Source organism: Flavobacterium salmonis (genome assembly GCF_903819435.1).
Classification (GTDB): domain Bacteria; phylum Bacteroidota; class Bacteroidia; order Flavobacteriales; family Flavobacteriaceae; genus Flavobacterium; species Flavobacterium chungangense.
Window position 1 is genome coordinate 63444 of the sequence record NZ_CAIJDP010000045.1, and the last position, 21304, is coordinate 84747.

Annotated in this window: 15 protein-coding genes; 2 read left to right on the plus strand and 13 right to left on the minus strand. The window is 33.7% G+C overall.

What is annotated here, in order from left to right; all coding sequences use genetic code 11:
• Positions 1–11: 11 nt before the first annotated feature.
• The 9 genes from FLACHUCJ7_RS00695 to FLACHUCJ7_RS00735 form a co-directional block, all read right to left on the minus strand.
• Positions 12–986, minus strand: a complete 975-nt coding sequence (locus FLACHUCJ7_RS00695; RefSeq protein ID WP_078228884.1) for a DUF4837 family protein — start codon at positions 984–986, stop codon at positions 12–14.
• A 48-nt stretch (positions 987–1034) separates the two neighbouring features.
• The gene (locus FLACHUCJ7_RS00700; RefSeq protein ID WP_180907524.1) at positions 1035–2846 is read right to left on the minus strand and encodes a LysM peptidoglycan-binding domain-containing protein; all 1812 of its coding nucleotides are present in this window, start codon (positions 2844–2846) and stop codon (positions 1035–1037) included.
• 110 nt (positions 2847–2956) lie between these two features.
• The gene (locus tag FLACHUCJ7_RS00705) at positions 2957–4144 is read right to left on the minus strand and encodes a phosphoglycerate kinase (protein ID WP_180907525.1); all 1188 of its coding nucleotides are present in this window, start codon (positions 4142–4144) and stop codon (positions 2957–2959) included.
• A 247-nt stretch (positions 4145–4391) separates the two neighbouring features.
• Complete coding sequence (locus tag FLACHUCJ7_RS00710) at positions 4392–4895, minus strand: hypothetical protein (protein WP_180907526.1); 504 nt, start codon at positions 4893–4895, stop codon at positions 4392–4394.
• 6 nt (positions 4896–4901) lie between these two features.
• Entirely contained in the window at positions 4902–5594 is a 693-nt protein-coding gene (locus FLACHUCJ7_RS00715; RefSeq protein ID WP_078228881.1) for a pirin family protein, read from the minus strand.
• A gap of 12 nt (positions 5595–5606) precedes the next feature.
• On the minus strand, positions 5607–6362 hold the full coding sequence (locus tag FLACHUCJ7_RS00720; RefSeq protein ID WP_031457572.1) for a dioxygenase family protein: 756 nt from the start codon (positions 6360–6362) through the stop codon (positions 5607–5609).
• A 253-nt stretch (positions 6363–6615) separates the two neighbouring features.
• Positions 6616–8829, minus strand: coding sequence for a TonB-dependent receptor (locus FLACHUCJ7_RS00725; RefSeq protein ID WP_180907527.1), 2214 nt, complete (start codon positions 8827–8829; stop codon positions 6616–6618).
• 30 nt (positions 8830–8859) lie between these two features.
• Positions 8860–10212 carry a HupE/UreJ family protein gene (locus tag FLACHUCJ7_RS00730; protein ID WP_180907528.1) on the minus strand — a complete coding sequence of 451 codons (1353 nt, stop codon included), beginning with the start codon at positions 10210–10212 and terminating at the stop codon, positions 8860–8862.
• Positions 10213–10232: 20 nt separating this feature from the next.
• Positions 10233–11627 carry a DUF3500 domain-containing protein gene (locus FLACHUCJ7_RS00735; protein WP_180907529.1) on the minus strand — a complete coding sequence of 465 codons (1395 nt, stop codon included), beginning with the start codon at positions 11625–11627 and terminating at the stop codon, positions 10233–10235.
• Positions 11628–11843: 216 nt separating this feature from the next.
• Between FLACHUCJ7_RS00735 and FLACHUCJ7_RS00740 the strand changes: the two genes are divergently transcribed.
• Together FLACHUCJ7_RS00740 and FLACHUCJ7_RS00745 are read left to right on the plus strand one after the other, a co-directional pair.
• The gene (locus FLACHUCJ7_RS00740; protein WP_078228877.1) at positions 11844–12896 is read left to right on the plus strand and encodes a sensor histidine kinase; all 1053 of its coding nucleotides are present in this window, start codon (positions 11844–11846) and stop codon (positions 12894–12896) included.
• The gene (locus tag FLACHUCJ7_RS00745; RefSeq protein WP_180907530.1) at positions 12893–13576 is read left to right on the plus strand and encodes a LytR/AlgR family response regulator transcription factor; all 684 of its coding nucleotides are present in this window, start codon (positions 12893–12895) and stop codon (positions 13574–13576) included. The genes FLACHUCJ7_RS00740 and FLACHUCJ7_RS00745 overlap by 4 nt, the downstream gene beginning before the upstream one ends.
• Positions 13577–13661: 85 nt before the next feature.
• On the opposite strand, the gene FLACHUCJ7_RS00750 is transcribed toward FLACHUCJ7_RS00745, so the two are convergent.
• From FLACHUCJ7_RS00750 to FLACHUCJ7_RS00765, 4 genes are all read right to left on the minus strand, one after another.
• Complete coding sequence (locus FLACHUCJ7_RS00750; protein ID WP_078228875.1) at positions 13662–14354, minus strand: LytR/AlgR family response regulator transcription factor; 693 nt, start codon at positions 14352–14354, stop codon at positions 13662–13664.
• On the minus strand, positions 14351–15454 hold the full coding sequence (locus FLACHUCJ7_RS00755) for a sensor histidine kinase (protein WP_180907531.1): 1104 nt from the start codon (positions 15452–15454) through the stop codon (positions 14351–14353). Before FLACHUCJ7_RS00755 ends, FLACHUCJ7_RS00750 begins: the two co-directional genes overlap by 4 nt.
• A gap of 156 nt (positions 15455–15610) precedes the next feature.
• Positions 15611–16585 carry a PorP/SprF family type IX secretion system membrane protein gene (locus FLACHUCJ7_RS00760; RefSeq protein WP_223255506.1) on the minus strand — a complete coding sequence of 325 codons (975 nt, stop codon included), beginning with the start codon at positions 16583–16585 and terminating at the stop codon, positions 15611–15613.
• A 43-nt stretch (positions 16586–16628) separates the two neighbouring features.
• The coding region (locus FLACHUCJ7_RS00765; RefSeq protein WP_180907532.1) for a T9SS type B sorting domain-containing protein at positions 16629–21304 on the minus strand (4676 nt) is incomplete at its 5' end.

The following is a 21304-nucleotide window of genomic DNA, read 5'->3' on the forward strand; positions in this document are numbered from 1 at the left end:
AAATAAATTTACTATCTCTTTTCTATTCTTACCGATTTTATAATCGCTTCCAGTTCTAACATTAAATCACGTTCCTGATTGGAGGGTGAGTAACAGAATCCTTCAATTACCAAAATTCGATTATAAACTTTATCTACTATCGCATAGTTGATAAAAGGTCCTGTCATAAAATCGTTTTTTAACTCCCATGTCCCTTTTGTCTCAAAAGTCTTTTTTCCGTTTAAAGTTGTAATGGAAAAATAAGGTGCATAATCTTCTCCGGTAATCATCTGGGTATTTGTTTCGCGCCCTTTAATATAATGTCCAACCGAATCACGCATTCTAACAATATTACCAACAACATTGGGATTTTTCATCAGTCTGTTTAAGGGAATCTGATAAACAAGCAGACTGGTACTCCCGCTAATAATTTCTTTCTTCAGCCAAATGAAATTGCGTTTATGTAACATGTATTCGTAACCCGTTGGAACTTGCAAATCGATATGAAATTTGTTTTTGATAATTGCCGGATTTAGAAGTGATTTTTGGTTATCCTGCTGCAATTTTCTAATTTCTGTTTGACGAATTGCTTTAATGATTTCCGGCGAGTTCATTTCGATACTGCAAATTAAATCTTCATTTGATTTCCCGTAAATTCGAAAAGTATTATGCGGTAAGGCTTTAGTATTGGTTTTAACCTCAAATTTGTCTGTAGCAGCCTTTTTTATTACAATAATGCTTCGGCTGTCTGTCACAAAACCTTCAAGTAGTTTTGCAGGATATTGATTGATTGTAAATAAAGGCTCTTCTTGTGTTAGGCCTAAAACCGGTGATGCGAATTTATTTCGAATACTGTCACCTACTTCGCCATACCACAACTGATCGTCAATGATTATGGAAATTGTGTTGGTTTTACCAGCATTTGGCTGAGCCTGATGTTCATTTTTTTGAAAACAGGAAACCAGTAAAACAGAAAGTAGCAGAAACAAAAAATGGGTTTTATTCATTTTAAAAATTATATGAAATAAAACCCAAATTTAGGTAAGATATTTTATTTATCCGTTTATTTTAAGCTTCATTCCTGGTTTGATATCCTCATCTTTAATGCCGTTCCATTTTTTAATATCTGAAATGGTCACACCTGGATATTTTTTCGAGATGCTATACAAAGAATCTCCTTTTTTAACGTAATAATCTTCTCCAATACTTTTCGCGGTAGCTGCTTTTTTCTTAAAAGAATCAATTGAATTTGACGCAACAACTGTAGTTGTAGTTTCAACAACAGTATTTTCCTTTTTTGAAACAACTAATGTTTTGCCTAATGCAAGATTGTTTGATGTAAGGCTATTCCATTCTTTTAATTCTGATAAAGTAACTCCGAATTTTTTTGCAATATTACCCAGATTATCTCCATTTTTCACAACATATTCTACTTCAATTTCATTTTTGTTTGAGATCTCAGTAGATGCTACTGCTGTTTCAGTTGGTTTTTTAATTACTTCCTGAGCAGTTTTTGAAATTAAATCCTTAGGTTTTATTTTTAAAGATCTCCCTACTACTACTGAATTGTTCTTAAGGTTGTTCCATTGTTTAATATCTGCTACAGCAACATCATATTTTTCAGCAATCGAACTCAAATTATCTCCTTTCTGAACTATATACGATTCCAAATCTAATGGTTCAGGAACTTTTATAGACTTTGTCTTTATTTTTGGAGTTAATTTCTGTGCAAGACGAGAAGGCATTTTATAGATATTGGAATCATGTTTTACGTAAGCGTAAATTTTATCCTCGTTATTTACAAAAGTTGCGATTTTATCTTTTGGCAGACGTAAAAAGTGTTCTTCGTTTTGGTAATATGGAACGACTTTTAGTTTGTAGGAAGGGTTTAAAAGTTCTAATTGAGATTGCGGCATGTCTAACAAATCGGCAATTTGTTTAAAAGACATTTTTTCTTTGATTCGAATTGTATCTGTTTCAAAGTTTTTCACAACAGCTCTTTGCGGATTAATACCATGTTCTTTATGAAATTCAAAAAGATACATTGTGGCTAAAAATGCAGGTACATACCCCTGTGTTTCTTTTGGAAGATAATTTCGAATATCCCAGTATTTCGTTTTCCCGCCTGAACGACGAATTGCTTTTGTTACATTACCAGGGCCTGAGTTGTATGAAGCCAAAACAAGTTCCCAGTCGCCAAAAACATTAAACATTTTAGTCATATATTCTGATGCTGCCGCAGTTGCTTTAAGCGGATCACTGCGTTCATCAATATAGGAATCAATTTTAAGATCGTATTGTTTTCCGGTACCGTACATGAATTGCCAAAGTCCGGTAGCGCCCATTTTAGAAACTGCTTTAGGATTTAAAGCAGATTCTACAACGGCTAAATATTTAATTTCTAAAGGAACATTTTGCTTCGCAAACGCATCCTCAAAAATTGGGAAATAATATTCTGATAAAGCCATTAATCGGGAAAACGATTTTTTACGATTTTTAAGAAATGACTTTATTATATTTTCTAATCCCTGATTGTATTCTATTTCAAACGGTGATTTTTCATTCATTACCTGAAGACGCTGTTTTAATAGCTCTGTTGGCAATTCCTGATCAACTGTAACGTCTTTATTAATTGTTTGAATATCCTTACACAGATCATCATAGATATCCAGACTTGTTAATTCATTCATCCAGAGACTATCTACACGAATGGCTAAGTCATTTTTTACAAATGAATTTTTTACTGAATCTAAGTACGAAATCTTTACTTCAGGCTTTATTTCGGTATCTGCTTTTACTACATCTTGTGCAAAACCAGTTATTGAAAAAAAGACTGAAACCGCTAAGGAAATTTTTCTTATAATCATATAACATTTTTTTAAAATTCTATAATCCAAACAATTACAGAAATGGTATTTTTACAAACTTAAGCAGAATAACGCTAAAAAACGTAAAAAAAAATGTTAATTGTTATATTTTAGTCTAAAATAGCAGCGATACCAGGTAAAATTCTTCCTTCTAACATCTCCAGCATAGCTCCTCCGCCTGTAGATACATAACTCATTTTATCTTCAAAACCGAATTGTTTTACTGCTGCTACAGAATCACCTCCGCCAACAAGTGAAAAAGCACCATTTGCAGTTGACTCAGCAATATAGTCACCTAAAGCAATAGTTCCTTTTGAGAAAGTTTCCATTTCAAAAACACCAAGAGGACCATTCCATAAAATCGTTTTCGATTCTAAAATTACTTTTTTGAAGTTTTCCAAAGATTTAGGACCTGCATCCAGACCTTGCCATCCATCAGGAATTGCCGTTACATCTACTACCTGAATATTGGCTGTATTTGAAAAATCATCAGCAGCAATTACATCAACCGGAATGTGAATCTGAACTCCTTTTTCTTTAGCTAGTCTTAAAATTTCAAGTGCTAAATCCTGTTTGTCATCTTCACAGATAGATTCTCCAATTTTTCCGCCTTGCGCTTTCACGAAGGTAAAAGTCATACCGCCACCAATAATCATGTGGTCAACTTTATCAAGGATATTTTCGATAACCGTGATTTTAGAAGAAACTTTAGAACCTCCTAAAATAGCCACAACTGGTTTTTCGCTATTTTTAAGTACTTTATTTAAACTTTCAATTTCTTTTGCCAATAATGTTCCGAAACATTTTTCAGTTGGGAAAAATTGTGCAATAATAGTTGTTGAAGCATGCGCTCTGTGAGCCGTTCCAAAAGCATCATTTACATAAATATCTCCTAGTGAGGCTAATTCTTTTGCAAAAGCAACATCTCCTGCTTCTTCTTCAGCATGAAAACGCAGATTCTCAAGTAATAAAACTTCTCCCGGTTTTAAGTTTTTGGCAGCAGTCTGAGCTGTCTCACCCACACAGTTTTCTGCAAACTGAACATTTACTCCTAAAATTTCAGAAGCCGTTTTTAAAATATGCTTTAATGAATATTTTTCTTCAGCTCCTTTTGGTCTTCCTAAGTGTGACATTAAAATCACGCTTCCGCCCTGAGCCAGTATAGCATCAATAGTTGGTTTTGCAGCTTCAATACGTGTTGCATCTGTTACATTGAAATTTTCATCCAAAGGCACATTAAAATCTACACGGATAATTGCTTTTTTATTTTTAAAATCGAAATCGTTTAGAGTTTTCATTTGATAATTATTTTATGGTTTTTTTGAAAGAAAAACAAATATAGAACTTTTAAGGTTCTTATAAATTCGGATAAACTAAAAAACCGATAATTTAAAGAACGAAATCGTTATAATTTCACAAATAAATTTCTTTATTAAATATTAAACACAAATTTATAAGACGAATAATCAGTCAAAAGATAAAAAAAGCCTTTTCTAATAAAGTATTAAGTTAGAAAAGGCAAAAAATAATAATGTTTTTGTTTAACTATTCCTGCTGAATATAACAGACTGACAAATGGGGCTGTACGGGAAACATAATGGTTTCGTATTCGTTTGTGTTTTCGGTGTTTTTAGAAACGACATAGTTACCTTCTATAATTCCGAAATAAGTTAATAATGGTGAATAAAATGTAATTCCTATTTTATGTTTGGAATGATCTGTAATATCAGTATTGACAATATCGAGCTGATAATTGACAAAAGTAAAATACTGATTACCCAGTACATCTGAAACCCTGTGAAAATTTCCTTTTAATTGTTGCACATACCCGTCTGCCGCAATTCCAACCAAAAAATGCAGCTGAGAGGCCTTTTCATTTTCAGACAATAATTCCCTGAAGGTATTTTTAGGATTTTCAGCCGAATTGAATTGCTGGCTTTGCATTTTATATTCCTTAAAAGTATCTTCAAAAACATATTTATCCCAGATTATTCTAGAAGAACTATCAATAATTACGCGATAAGCCAGCTTTATTTTTGATGTTTTCATAAGTCCTTATTTTAAAGCAACTTCAAACACCAATAAAACAGCATTTTCTGATAATGCTTCCCATTCAATCATTTCTGTTTTTTCCATACTTAAACCGTCTTTTGGTTCTAAAAGTCTATCTTCGACTTCAAAAGCACCATTAACAACATATACGAAAATACCGTTTTTAGGATTTTTTAAAGTATAAAAGCCTTTCTTTCTTCCGTCAAATATGCCAATACTACCAATTGCTTTATCTATCTCAAACAATTGAATTAATTTGTTTCTGACCGTAAAATTGATTTCAGATTTCTGGAAATAATTTTTAAAATATCGCGTATCCATTTCAAAATGAATGGTAAGAAAACTGACGTTTTCATTTTCATAAGGATTAAAAATTTCTACGGTTATTTCTTCCTCTACACCAATTACCCTAATTTGCTCAACTCTTAAAAATTCAGCATTACCAAGATTGTCTTTATATTCTATACCGCCAAATAAGGGTAAAATAATCACATTTGTATTCGCTTTTATTACTCTGGAAATACAATGTTGGGGAGCAAGTATTTCTTCGTTTAAAATTTGTAACGAACCAAATGGTAATCTGGACAACTCCTGATACTGATCAAAATTAAAAGTGGCAAAACAATTGTATTTTTCTGATTTGAAAACACCTCTTGTTTCTGACTTATAAATCTGAGCTGGAATTTGCTTAATCATTTTTTAGATTTTTTAACTGGCAACATTTATAGTATGTTTTAATACAAAGCCTTCTGCGATACTACCTGTAACTGTTGCCAGCTCGTTTGCCACAGAATCAGAAAAGACATTATCAGATGCATTATAAGTGTAACCGGATAAACCTTTTGTATATCCATTCGCGCTTGATGCATTTACCAAAGCAACAGCACTTCCCGAACCTTCTGGGAATGCAATTTGAGTCACCAGTAGCGAGGTTCCGCTAGCATTGTAAATATGAACATGAATATGTGTGGCACGGCTCGTGTACCAACCCGGAAAAATAGAAGTAAAAGTTACTAAACCGTTATCATCTGTAGTTTGTCTTCCTCTTAGAAAATGGTATGTTGTATAATTGACAGACTGCATTGAAGTTCCACCATACTCAGAATAATATCCATCTTTGTCACAATGCCAAATATCTACAATAGCACCTTTTAAAGCAGCACAACTGGCTTTTGTGTTTTTTATAGTGATATTAATCGTAAAAGCGACGCCTGTTCTGTCCATAACAATATTTGATTTTACCAAAGACGATGGAGAAATGGTAGGAAATGGACCAGCCGTTTCTGAAGAAGTAACCGAACAATCTGCTGAAGAGCCAGAGTTAGCACCAGTATCAGTAGCTGTTTCTGTATCGGTTGAGGATTCTGAAGAATCATCGTCTTTGCTACATGCGTTTAAAATTGGAATAGCCAAAGAGCCTATTCCTACTAAACCCAGACCTCTTAAAAAATCTTTTCTTTTCATAATAACACCATTTACAGTTTATGGTTGTAAAAATATTTAAACTTATAATGAACTTAAAATTTATGAGGTAATGACAGGTTTTTATGAGGTAAAATTGTTAAAATAAAATTTATTCCTTTTAAAATTTAAAACTTTTTATATCTATTTCGCAAATGAATGAGGGTTGATGGGCTATTAAAAATTGCCCTGAATTTCTCCAGTTTAATTACTGTTTCGATATTGTCACTAAAAAAGGTGCAATGATTTCAAAGAATTAAAATTTGTAATTTATTCCAACTTTCAGGAAAAAAGGAGTTCCGGGAGTAAAATGAATTTCTTCTACACTTGCAGTTTCATTTTTTAATCTGGATTCTGTAGCAAACTGTGTTTCATTCCATTCCGAATTGAATATATTTTCGATCGTGATACCAAAAGCTATTCTTTTGAAAGTATAGTTTATATTGAAATCTGAGATAAAATATCCTCTTGCAACAATCGAATTATCTTCGTTGGCTGGTCTGTCTTTCATATATCTATAGCGCAAACCGCCTGAAAAATTTTTCCAGTTTTGAAAACTTAATCCCCCTGTAGATGTAAAATCCGGAGCCAGCGGAATGTAATCTTGTCCTTTGGCATCATCAATGCTTCGTGCATATGTGTAATTGGCATCCAGATTAAAAAAGAAATAATCACTTAATTGATAGCGAATGCCCAAATCAAACCCCGACCTGCCTGTTTTACCACTTGGTTCAACAACTCCTGCATCGCCTACATACACAAACTCCTGCTGTAAATACAAATACCATAAAGCTGAATTAATAATTAACCTTGGAAACGGTTTCCAAATCGTACCTAAATCTGTCCCAACTGCTGTTGGCAAAATTTCTTTTCCATTATTTGCTATTACGACTCTGGCATCATTCGAGTGAAAACCCATTCCTGTTTTGAGATAAAATTGTAAATCATTATTTTGTGAATAAACGAAATTTAGTTTTGGTGATACTTTTGCCTGACTTTCGGTTTGTGTTTTGTAATTAGCGGCCAGCTTATCCTGATACCCGAATTTAAAATAATCCAAACGAACAGCAGGATTAATCAGCCATTTCCCCAAACGAATCTCTGAATTTAAATACGTAAATATATTTGACTCATCAATATCCCCTAATTTGATTTGTTCTAAAGTGGTACTTCGATTCAATGTATGTGACAATTCAGTATTGGTTGTGGCATCGTTTCTCACGCCAAATCCCAATTGAAATAATAAGTCAACTGATTCTTTATGAATGTTTTTATTCAATTCTGCATTGATTCCGTAAAGGTTTCTATCCTCTTTTTGCTTAATCTGATCACCATTTACAGGATCTTCCAGGAAAAAAGTAAAGTTCGAAAACAATTCGAATTTATAATTTGAATAAAAGGTATTGGCTTTCAAAAAAGTATTTTCATCAATTGGTTTAAACAATGAAACATTAAAATTAGATCTGGAAGTTGCCCCGCCTTCGGTATCATCTACTGATCCAAATCTTGAAATCGTTCCTGCATCCACCAATCGCTGCGGTACCTGCCCAGAAGCATCCCACTTACTGGTGAAGCGTGAAGCAGTAACTGAAAAACGGCTATTATCTTCTAACACGAAAGAATATTTTCCAAATAAATTGATTCGGTTAAAATTTTGAGGCGAATCGAATGGTCCGTCAGTAAGAATATATTCAGTAGCAATATAGGCACTTTGCTTTTTGTTATTTCCCAAAAGATCAAACATACCCACAGTTCTAAAAGTATTAAATTGCCCTGCTTCAACACCAATACTGCTAAAATCCAGTTTTTCTTTTGTGCCAAAATCGACATATCCGGCAGTTGCAAAATCCCCTTTGTTGGCATAATAGGTTCCTTTGCCAAAATCTATTTTCTCAACCGTTTCCGGGATAACAAAATGCAAATCGGCATACCCTTGTCCGTGTGCATGCGAAACCATATTTACAGGCATTCCATCCACATTAATCGCAATATCTGTTCCGTGATCGATATCAAAACCGCGCAAAAACATTTGTTCTGCTTTACCTCCACCGGCATGCTGTCCAATAAATAATCCCGGTACTTTACGCAAAATTTCCTGCGAAGAATTAACCGGAGTGGTTTCCAGATCAATTTTTGAAATCACATTAATTGCAGCTATTTTAGAGGGAATAATCACTTCTTCCAGTTTAAAACTATCACTTTCCATCACAATGCTAATTTCAGAATCGGTAACTGCATAAATCCTTTTCTTGTATCCCAATGCAATTACATTCAGAACATCCCCAATATTGGATTTATCAATATTAAAAAACCCTGTTTCATTAGTATGCGAATGCGTATTTGATTTTGGATTAGTAATAGTCACGTTTTCTATTGGTTTTCCGTTTTCATCAATAACAATTCCTTTTTGAGTCTGAGTGAAAGCGTTTAAACTAAATAATAGCGTGACAATTAATGTATATTCTTTCATTATTCAAATTAATGGTTTTTAAGAACAATTTTAGGAAATAGTATATTGACTTGTGTGTTTTTTACGTTTGATCCAGTAATTCACTCCAAAAATAGTTAAAGAAAAAAATGCCAATATCAAAATTCCCCAAGGAGCATATTCATAATTACTTTGTATTAAAATTGATATCTTATTTGGTTTTTCAGAAACCCTTTCCAAAATCCAGGCAAGGGAAGTAATTCCGGCTAACAGCGCCCATACAATTCTAACCCATTTATATACCGGAGTCTGACTCAACAGAATTAACCATGGAATTATGAGAATAACTACAAATAGCTGCATGATTTCAATTCCAATGTTAAAACCCAAAATACTTAAAACCATAACACCTGTATCCAAATTTAAAACAGAAAGTACAGTAGCAAAAGCCAAACCGTGAATGAGTCCAAAACCAGCCGCCACATAAACTTCTTTGTTTGGAAAAATTGGATAAATAGCATGTATTGCAGAAATTAAAATAGAGACAGCAATTAAAATCTCAACAGGTTTGACGGGCAGATTAATCCAGCCTGATGCACCTATTAAAAGTGTAATGGAGTGTCCAATTGTAAAAGCTGTAACAATTTTCAACAAACGCATGATGCTATATTTAGTCCCTCCGAAATTTTCCCATCTTTTGCGATTTATTACGAGCGGGGCCGGTAATAATAAGACGAGCAGAAATAATAAATGATCTGTACCTTCACGTATATGCTCCATTCCTAAAAAAAACATTCCTTTGAAACCTGTCCACCAATTACCGCCTTTTTCTAAATTTACTTCTAATGGATAAATGAGTGTTGATCGGGTGTCTACTCTTATAACACCAACTTTTACAGGTTCTTTGTTTGTTTTTCCTAATTCCCAATCACTACGAATAGAAACCAAAGCACTATGAGTAACCAATTGATGCATAATTACATCATAGTCAAAAATGAATTTTCGGGTACTTTCTCCTGCCGGGGAAATAAGAACAAGCTGTACTGTAATTTCCTGATATGGTGCGCTCATGGTTTGTTCTGCTTTTACAACAGTCATATTGGTTACTTCAACCAACCAGGGCTTGTCTTTAATTGTCATTGGATGAATGTGGGCCAATAAATATTCTTTGAGCTGTGATCCAAATTTTTCAATTAAATGCTCAGGATCTTTTGTGATTTCATGCCCGAAAGCAAGTTCTAATTCCCCCAAAGGCAATTGCAGCTCTACAGAAACCGTTTTAGGATTTACATCTAATAATACAATAGTACTTGGTGTTTGATGTGCCATCGTTTCTTGAGTAATACCAAACATTACCAATACTAAAAAGAAAAACAACCTCCACCCCTGAGGATGGCGGTTGTTTAAAATTAATTTATGAATCATAGTTTCAATGATTTATTATTTTACAATCCGATATAATCCCGGGTATGATCTCTAAAAACAGTATGATAATGAATTCCCGATAGCACTACTCCGCTTTGGCATATAAATTCTATCCAAACACTTGGCCCATCAATCCTTACATAGTCAGTGTTTGCTGTTAGAAAACTACTCGCATTTCCTGTAACACCACTGCTATTACTCGCGTAGGTTACATAAGTGTTAGCTAATTCATTAGTATATGTAGTTGTAAATGAAGCCGCTGATGTTGCATCTACATCATTAATCCAAGGTAACATTGCCGCTAAAACTTTTGCCTGAGCAGCTGTACTTAGTTCACTTACCTTAATACCTAATTTTGTAGATGGAAAAGTATTTGTTGTAGAACCAGGTACCATTAAACAATCAGAAAAGGTTGAAGAAATTTTCGCAGTTGCCAATTCAGCAGTTGAAAAAGAAGCCAGCATATTTGCCATTGCAGCTTGTTCAGATACTAATGGACTTGTATATATTGTGCCGCTATACGTAAAAGAACCTGCCGGCTCAACCGCTTCGTGCATAGGCGTAATACTTGTTACAACTCCTGCATCATAGGTAATATTTTGGGCATAATGGTGTCCGCCAAACTGCAACATCCATTTTCCAGTTGTGCTTGGTGTGCCTAAAAATGCAATTACATAATTACCAGAAGAATATCCGGATGCCGTTGTTCCTAAATAATCATCTGCCGCTCTAATTGTACTAAACTCATCGTAGCCTTCACCAGAATTGGTACCAGATGCTGCTTTAATTAATGCTAATGCAGCTGTTTGCTGAGCAGAAGTAAGACTGCTAAATAACAACCCATTTCTACAGGATAAGCCGCAAGGCAAATTAGACCATCTTTTGGCAATGGAAAGATTTAGTGTAAGTACCACTGATGTTTGCTGTGTTGTAGTTAATGTAGCCAAAAAAGTATTGGCTAAACAAACTACTTTTGTAACTCCTGTTGCTGTAGAACAATCTACCGAAGTAGCAGAATTTACCGTCAAAGTAATAGTTACAGTTTGTCCTCCAAATGTAATTACAAAATTGGCAGTTCCTGATGATGCAGGCGTTCCTGTAATAGTATATGTTAGGCTGCCAGCACCGTTTGCAAGTGTTCCTGCCGTTAAAGTAGCGGTTAATCCGGTGACACCTGTTGAGGCAATAGCTGTTCCTGCTGAATAAGACGCTCCGTTACCGCCTGTGTAAGGAAGTGTAGCTGTTCCTGTATAAGCAACATTAATAGTAGCGGTTGAAGAAAAAACAGCCGATCCGCTTACAAGAGTTGTAACCGAGGCTGAACTAGAAGAATCATCATCACTTTTGCTGCAGGCAAATACAATTGCTAAAAGGAAAGCAATAACTCCTAATAAAATTAATTTTGTTTTTTTCATAGTAATTTATAGGTTTTAAAGGTTTATTGGAACTTCAAACTTCAAAATTAAATGATTATTTCAGGGGGATCCTTTTTTGTGGTCAACGGTACTTTTGTAGTGGTAAGTAAATGAAAATCAACGCCTTTTCTCTTTATAATAGCATACACAACTACATTTTCCAATTTCACCACATTTTTTTTGCTACTGTTTAATATTGTATAATTTTACATCATTATGCAAAAGAAACTAAAATCATATTTGTTTTTAATTATAGGAAGTTTAGTCTTCCTGTTTCTTCCTCTATTTTTTTCTCCTCGTCCTCCTGAAGAAGAAAATTATTTGTTTACAAAAGCTACTCAACGAGATTTTTTAGCCAATTTGTTAATGCTTCTTTTCTTTTTTCTGAATTTTTATCTTTTAATAGAAACACTTTATATAAAGAAGAAGTATGTTTTATATGGTTTTATCATCATCATTTGCCTATTGATAGTTTGTATTGTGCCTTCTGTTATTACCGGACACAATCCTTTTACTCCAAATGATGATTTCCTTCCTGAATTTCATAATCCGATGAAGGGTTTTATGCCAAAAAAACGTCCAAACGGATTCTTTTTTCTTGAGGAAATCAGGCACCATATTTTTCTGTTTACAGCTGTCATTTTTTCTTCAGCGTTTCTTCGGGAAAAAGTTCGTAACAAAATCATAGAGAACGAAAAATTACAAGCGGAGCTTTCACACCTTAAAACACAAATTCATCCGCATTTTTTATTCAATACTTTAAATAGTATTTATGCATTGTCTATTAAAAAAGATGATAAAGCTGCAGATACAATTGTAAAATTATCAGAATTCATGCGGTATTTACTTAAAGATTCGAATCAGAATGAAGTGTTTTTAGAAAAAGAAATCACCTATATTGATAATTATATTGATTTACAGAGATCACGATTGCGAAATTCAATCGATTTGGAATATAAAACTGATGGGGATTTTTCGAAATACAAAATTGCTCCGTTATTATTATTCCCGTTTATAGAAAATGCTTTTAAATATGGTGTAAACCCGGATGAAAATTCTGTTATAAAAATAACAATCGAAGTGTTTCAAGATCATTTAAACATGACGGTTTTTAATCATAAAGTAAGCATTATAAATATAGAGTCTTCAAAAATTGGTCTGCAAAATACATATGATAGATTGCAGCTTTATTATCCAAAAAAACATACTTTAAAAATTGAGGAAGATGAACATGTTTACAATGTAAATCTAAGAATAGAACTAACATGATAACAGCAATTGCATTAGACGATGAATTACCGGCACTGGAAGTTTTAGAAGCTTTTTGCAATCAAAGCAAAGAAGTGAATTTAGTAAAATTCTTTACAAAAACCCAAGATGCACGGTTTTACCTGGAAAAATACCCGGTAGACTTACTTTTTTTGGACATTAATATGCCTTCTGTTTCCGGAATTGATTTTTATAAGTCAATCTCACAGCAAACGACAGTAATATTCACAACAGCCTATTCAGAATATGCTGCGGAAAGCTATGAATTGAATGCTGTAGATTATTTAATGAAACCATTTAGTTATGACCGTTTTTTGAAAGCTGTTGATAAAGTAAAAAAGCTAAATCAAATTCAAAAAGGTGATAAACAAAATTATATTCTTTTCCGTGTTGATTATGGTTTGACGAAAGTGTTGCTGTCGGATATTTTATATATCGAGGGGCTAGATAATTATTTAAAAGTACATATCAAAAATCAAAAGACTTTAGTTGTAAGAATGACAATGAAATCCTTATTCGAAAAATTACCCACGACTGATTTTTGCAGAGTACATCGTTCCTATATAATTTCAATTGCAAATATGGAATCATATCGCAATAAAATCATTTATTTAAACGATAAAGAAATCCCTTTGGGAACAAGCTACGAAGCTAATTTTTTACAAATTCTGAATAATTAAAAAGATAAAAAAATCTATTTAGCTAAAAATTAAATGGTGTTCAAGAAAATTAAAGACCTACAACTTTATAGACCGAATAGCAGACTCAGCTATTATTATTGAACAACGCAAAAAATGCTGTTTCGTAACTTGCGCTTACAGGAATTTCTGCTTCCTTAATGTATATGGTTTTGTTTCTAACTTTTTCTATTTTAGAAACAGGAACAATGAAAGAGCGATGTACACGAATGAATTCTGGTGAAGGAAGTTTTTCTATCAGTGTTTTTAAAGTCATTCTGGCCACAACAGTTTTTTGATTCTGAATATGAATTTTAATATAATCGTCTAATCCTTCTATGAACAAAATATCTGTAAAAAGTATTTTTATCAAACTATAATCCGCACGAATAAAAAGATATTGCTGTTCTGAATTTTGATTTTGAGTTTTCCATTGTTGAAAAGCTTTTTCGACAGCTTGTTGAAATCGGGAGAACGAAATGGGTTTTAAAAGATAATCCGTTGCGTTCAATGTAAAACCATCAACTGCATATTCAGAATAGGCCGTTGTGAATATTACCATTGTTCTATGTTGCATTTTTTTATAAAAATCCAATCCTGAAATGGATGGCATATCAATATCTAAAAACAACAAGTCGACAGGATATTTTCTGAGATATTTAAAAGCTTCCTCAGATTTAGTAAAGGTTTTTTGCAAATCTATATACGCAATATCTGAACATAAATTTTGTAAAATCTCTAATGCCAAAGGCTCATCATCTAATGCTATTGTTTTGATCATCCTACTTTTATGGATAAATTTACGATATATTTGTCTATAGCATCTTCAATTTTAAGCTGATGCCTGTCTGGATATAATAACGTTAATCTTTCAATTGTATTTTGCAGTCCAATTCCGGTTTCAGACTTAACCGAAAATGTTTTTCTATTAGATACGAACAAAGTCAATTCTTCATCAACAATATCAATATAAATACAAATTACAGAAGTTTGATCGGGATTTACACCATGCTTAAAAGCATTTTCTATGAAAGAAATCAAAATAAGCGGAGTAATTGCTTTACCATAAGAATTTCCGTTTACTTTATAATCAACATTCACAGTTTGACCCAATCGTGTTTTTTGAAGTGAAACAAAATTATTAATATAATTGATCTCTTTGTTTAAATCTATTACCTGATCGTTCGCATTAGTAATAATATAGCGCATTAGTTCGGATAATTGTATCACTGCATCAGGCGTTTTATCATCTTTTTTTAAAGCAAGAGCATAAATACTATTTAACGTATTAAACAAAAAATGCGGATTAATTTGTGCTTTTAAAAAAGCCAGTTCAGATTTCATTTTTTCTCTTTCTACATTTTGTAGTCTGTTGGAAATAGCAAACAATAAACTTGAAATTACCCCCAGCAAATAAACCAAAGCAGTATGTCCATATTGAGTTGGAGGTCCGCCCATCGTATCAAAAGGCATTGGTTTCGGTGGCATATCCTGAAAATGTGGAGGCGGCTTTAGTCCTCTTTCAAAAGGATTCGGATGATTTAATAAGGGTTCCGGATGGTTTCCAAAATCTAAAAAATTATGATCCGGATGATCTAAGAATCTTGAAATCCAAAGAAAAAACAAAAGAAAACAAGCAATGATTATAAAATATAAAAATTGCTTGTTTAAAAAATAATATTTTGGAATTAAATAATAGTAGTTGAAATAAAAAAAGCAAAGTAAACTAAAATAGATAAAGAGATAAATACGGTCATGATTATTGGAATACAAATTAGGCAATGAAAAGGCACTATTTGTTGACGTAAAGGCATACGGCAAAAATAAAAAAGCAAGGCACAAAAATCCATGTTTCGCATAAAATGAAAATTTTGCTTTCATAAAATTAAATTTAACATCCCTTTTGACAGACAAAATGATATTAGTCAAATTTAACGTATTACTATTCTATTTCAAATTATTGCGGTAAAAACATATAAAATTTGCAACTTGCTTATACTAGCAGCTTATTTGCTCTTAAAATTTCTTTAAAACAAATTAATCATGAACAGGACTATCCGTACAAGGACAGCTACTTAATGCCTGAAGGAAATCAAATCCTAAGGTTACTACGTGTGTTCCGGAGTTATAATATCCTAAATCGTTAAACATAAACTGATAAGAATATGCAAAATAGAATTTAGATTTCATAAAACCTCCCATTGGTCCTAATGATAAGGGCTTTGGGAACTGGTCATTTAACATACGATAAGAAACCCCAACCCAATAATAATCTTCGTATCGATTGTAACGTCTGTACTTGAAGTTGATATCGGTAGACGAACGCTTATCACTGGCAAAATACTGATAAAATACTGATGGTTCATATTCGATACGATTGTTTTCGGCATCTCTAAATGTAAAGCCAGTATATACCTGATAATTAGACAACAAGTCTGGTTCTACACCTCTAAATTTATCTGTATTTTTCTTCAAAACGTTATTCGCATTAAAACTCAAATAAAAGTTTTTATTACGGTATAAAGCACTAATATCAAAGTTATTGTTTGATGTATAACGATTATTGGTAATTGAAGGATCTAAAACAGGATGTTCAATATCTGTATCAAATTCATCTGTATCAATCCTAAAACTATTAAAATTATACGAAATACCAAAAGACATGTACTGTTTAGAATAATAGTCTAGAATGATGTGGTGGGCAAACGAAACCTTGGCACCTGTTTGTCTGGTGTAGCCATTTTTATCGTTGTAAACTGAAATACCTACGCCTGAACGATCAAGAAGCCTAAAATCAATATAGGCAGACTGGTTGTCCGGAGCGTCTTTAATTCCCACCCATTGTGTCAATCCATTAATCCTGATTCTAACATTATCACCAATACCAGCGTAGGCAGGTGAAATTACAAAAGGGTTATCAGCCAAATATTGTGTAAACACTGGTAGGTTTAACTCTTGGCTGTAACCTGATGTTACAGCCAAGAGTACTAAGGATACTATTAATTTTTTCATTCTAATAATTTTTTTAGATAACATCATAGGGGCTATTATTTTGTTATCTGTATAAAGTGAAGTGTCCAACAAACTCTCTATCATCTTTCTTGTCATTTAGTTTAAGAACATACCAGTAATCACCTGTTGGTAATTCCTCGCCATTATATTTACCGTTCCATTTTTGACCGTAGCGATATTTTGCAATCTCACGACCGTATCTGTCGAAGATAGAGAACTCAAGGTTGTTGTAAATATTCGTACAACCAGGACCCCATTCGTCATAAAGACCGTCACCATTTGGAGTGAAGTAATTCGGAATACAAACATCAACATAAGTCATAGGTACTATTAATGTTGCTGTACAGCCATTTTGATCTCTAACTATCACTTCATAATCTCCAGATTTGTAGATTTTGTATTTGTTAGAAGATGTAAAATCCTCACCATTGAAACTATACATATAAGGTTGAGATCCACCTGCTGCTGTAACTGAAATTACATTCATTTCCTGTTGTCCAGCAGATACTGCCAAGGTCAATGGAGCAACAGCCTTAATTACGAATTCCTCTGTTGAAACTTCACAACCATCTTTATGTCTCGCCTTTACAATATATTTTCCTGGAGCAAGATTCGTAAAAATGTTACTTGCCTGATATGTCAATCCGTCAAGAGAATAATCAATATCAGCTAGATTTGTATTACTTTCATCAACAGTAATTGTTACTGAATTAGCAGCTGCATTATTGACACAGTCGTAATTTACTATCGCTTTTGGATCAAGTACTACACCCTCTGGCACATCAACATCAAGTCTCTCTACACATACTGAATTTTTACCATCTTTAATATAAACGATGTGATTACCTCCTGCTATACCTGTAAAAGAATATTGTACTCCGGTAACATTATCATAAGTGCCATTTATAACAACAAAAGGACCATCTTTATTATCTAAACTAAAACTATATGGAGCTATTGCACCTTTTATTTCAATTTTGAATGCACCATTTTTATCTCCTTTACATCCTTCAGGTACTATTTCATCAATAATTGCTACTTGTAAAGCTGTTGGCTCAGTAATTTCAATCTCTTGAGGAAGGTAATAACAGCCTGATTCATCCAGAGCAATTATCTGATACTTACCTGGTTTTAAATTATCAAATACATTACTGCTAAAGAACTGATCTAAATCAGGAGAAATTGCATACATAATTTTCCCGGTTCCACCTGTAGCATTAATTACAATTTTACCATCATTAGTACCATTACAGGTCACGTTTGTAACTTCTGGTGTATATGATAATGGACTGATCGGTTCTTCGATATCACCTGCTACTTCAGAGGCATCACAATCTTCGCTATCTACACGAACAACATAGTTCACACCTACTGGAAGATCAGTAAAGTTACCATTTGATTGAGGCCCCTTAAATAGAGTTCCATTTCTAAATAAAGTATAAACATAGTTTCCTAAACCACCAGTCGCTGTCGCAACAATAACACCAGTTTCATCACCTTTACAATTAACAACAGCATTCCTTACATCCAAATGAATATTAAGATCTTCTATAGGTAAAACTTCAATACCACTTGAAACAAATCCAACACAATTATTCGCATCTCTCACATAATACTGATATTTACCTGGAGCTACATTAGGTATAACAGCAGGAATTGCAGCTGTGAATGAACCAAGTATGGTTCCAAAGTTAGAATCAGCACTATAAGTATACGATCCTGTTCCTCCTGTAGCACTTAAAGTTAAGCTTGCCTGAGTTTTACAAGTTGGATCATATGATTGACGCAAATCTGCCGTTACAATTGTTGGTTCGTTAATAGTAATACTACCTGAAACTTCACTACAACTAAATCCGTCAGTTACCGTAACACTATAAGTACCCGCTCCTAAACCAGTAAAGATTGGTAAAGGTTGTGGTCCTGAAGAAATTGTTTCAGTCGGTGATATTATTGTATTCAAAGTGTATAAATAGTTACTTTCCTGACCACCTGTTGCCACTACAGTAATTGTAGCACTTCTGTCACCATTACAAAGCAACATAGTTGCACTTGGAGTAACATTTATCAAAATTGGTTCTGGATTTTTTAAAACTACAGAAGTACTTACAGGACAACCTTTTGTATCTCTGACACTTACAGTATATGTTTCAGCTGTTAAATTAGCGAATTCATAAGTTGCAGACCAGTCAGAAATAACAACATTAGCACTATTTACCAATTTGTACTCATATCCGCCAGCCCATCCGCCAGTTGCAGTTGCTACAATTCTTCCGTCATTATTACCTGGGATACAAGTAATAGGACTATGATCCTCTGTAATTTTCAATTCTGCATCAGGCTGTCCAATTGTGAATGTAGTAGACACTGGACAGAATGGACTATTGATTAATGTTGCTGTAACAATGTAGTCACCTGCTGTTAAACCCGATAAAGTCAATGGTCCAGCCGTTGCAGAAGTTCCTGAACTTGTTACAGGTCCTGTAACTGTGTAAGTAAAGGTTCCTGCTTCATCAGGATTACCAATATTATCAATTAAGGTAATACTTGCTGTTCCGCTATTTGAACCATAACAAACAACATCTGTTTTAACAGCTTTTAAGTCGAAAGTATTTGGTTCGTTTACATAATGAGGTAACTGAATACTACATTGTGTTGCCGGATTAAATGCTGTAATAATATATTGTCCAACCGGTAAACCTGTAAAGTTACCTGTTGTGTTAGAAGCGAATGTAATTGCTCCGCTCACATCTGTCAACGTATATTGAACACCTGCTATCGCTGTTCCTGCAGCATCAACCGCCGTAGCTGTAATACTTTCAGGATTAGTACATGTAATTGCAGTTTTTACAACATTTATTTTATCTAATTTAATGTATGGATTAATTGTTATAGGAGTTGCATAAGTACCCATACAACGATTACTATCATAAACATTTACAGTGTAACTTCCACCAGATAAATCATATTCAGTGTAAGTATTTGAAGTTCCTGTTTGAACCTGAGTACCGTTTTTAATGAATTCATAAGTATACGTACCTGAACCTCCTGTTACCTGATCAACTGTAATAGTTGCAGAATTAGATAAGTTCGTTCCTGTATTACAAACAAATTGAGAAAAATCAACATTGTTTACTACAATAGGACCTGGTTCACCTACAGTAACTGGAAGAGTTTTTTCACATCCTCTTTCTGATCTTACTGTCACATTATAACTTCCTCCAGCTAATCCCGTGAATACAGGTGAATCTTGTGAAGTAATACCTCCATCCAGACTGTAAGTGTATTTTGGATTATCGTTTATACCATCTGCAGGAGTATCCATACTTGCTGTAATAGTACCATCGCTAACACCGTTACAAGTTACAGGTGTTTGTTCTAATTTAAATCCTGTAATTTGAGTAGCAGGTTTTAATTCAATAGAAGCAGACTTTTCACAACCAGTATCAATATCATGAACATAAATTGTATGTGTACCCGAAGCTACACCTGTAAATAGTATAACTGCACCGTAAGCACCACTATCTATTTTGTATTCATAATTTCCTGAACCTCCAGTTGTTGCCACGGCTACAACACCATCACCATCTATACAAGAAGGAGAAGCTGTTACTGTTGGCGTAAGGATTAATGGTTGCATAATAGTAACCGGAGCAACAGCTGAAGAACAGCCATTAGCATCTTTTACTCTTACATTGTATAAACCAGGAGCATTAACTGTGATAACATTGTTTGAATCAAAACTCACACCGTCTATACTGTACAACAATGCTGTACTGAATCCGGTTGCTGTTACTGTAATTTCATAAGTGCCTGTTAAACTTGGACATTGTGTAGCTACTGCGCTGGCAATAGTTGGATTGGTATCCGGAATTATAGTCAGAGCATTATTTGCATCACAATTATTACTGTCTAATACATAGACAATCCAGTTTACATCAACACCATTATTGGTATCTACAACCAACTGATTATTAGTCACGAAACTTGTTGGAACCGGATCACCAGCTTTTGCTACAGCATATCTGTAAGGTGCAGTTCCTCCGTTTGCAGTTACTGTAATAGTCGCATTATCTTCATTACAATTAATATTTGTTGCAATTGAAGTTGAACTTAAAGCAGCTGCCGGTTCGTTAATTGTTATAGCAACTGGTTTTGTACATCCTGATATACCATCAGTAACAGTAAGAGTATAATTACCCTTCGGTAAATCAGTATAACGAATGACATCACCATTTTGAGTCATTGTTCCCACATTAGGAGATAAAGCAAATGTATAATTACCAGCTGTAATATAGTTTGATACAGTGAAATCTACAGTACCTGTAGTACCTCCATTACAATAAACGTCATTAATTAATTGAGCTGTTACCAATATTTTATCAGCTTCTTCAACAACAATTGTCTTAGTAATGCTACAACCGTTGGCACTTGTCACTTTAATAACATAAACCTCAGGAGATAAGTTAGTAAAACTATTTGTTGTACTTGGAGCAGTAACTGCTGAAGCTGGTGAAATAATTTCGTAAGTATAAGGTGCTATTCCTCCTGAAACTGAATTCACTGTTACTGTCGCAACAGTACCTGCTGTATTACAATAAATAGGAGTAGCTGATAAATCCATACCGGTCAATGGTAAATATCTATTTACCGTAGTGCTTGCGTTAACAATACAGCCATTGGCATCCTTAACAGAGTAAGCAATAATCTGGTCTGTACCGT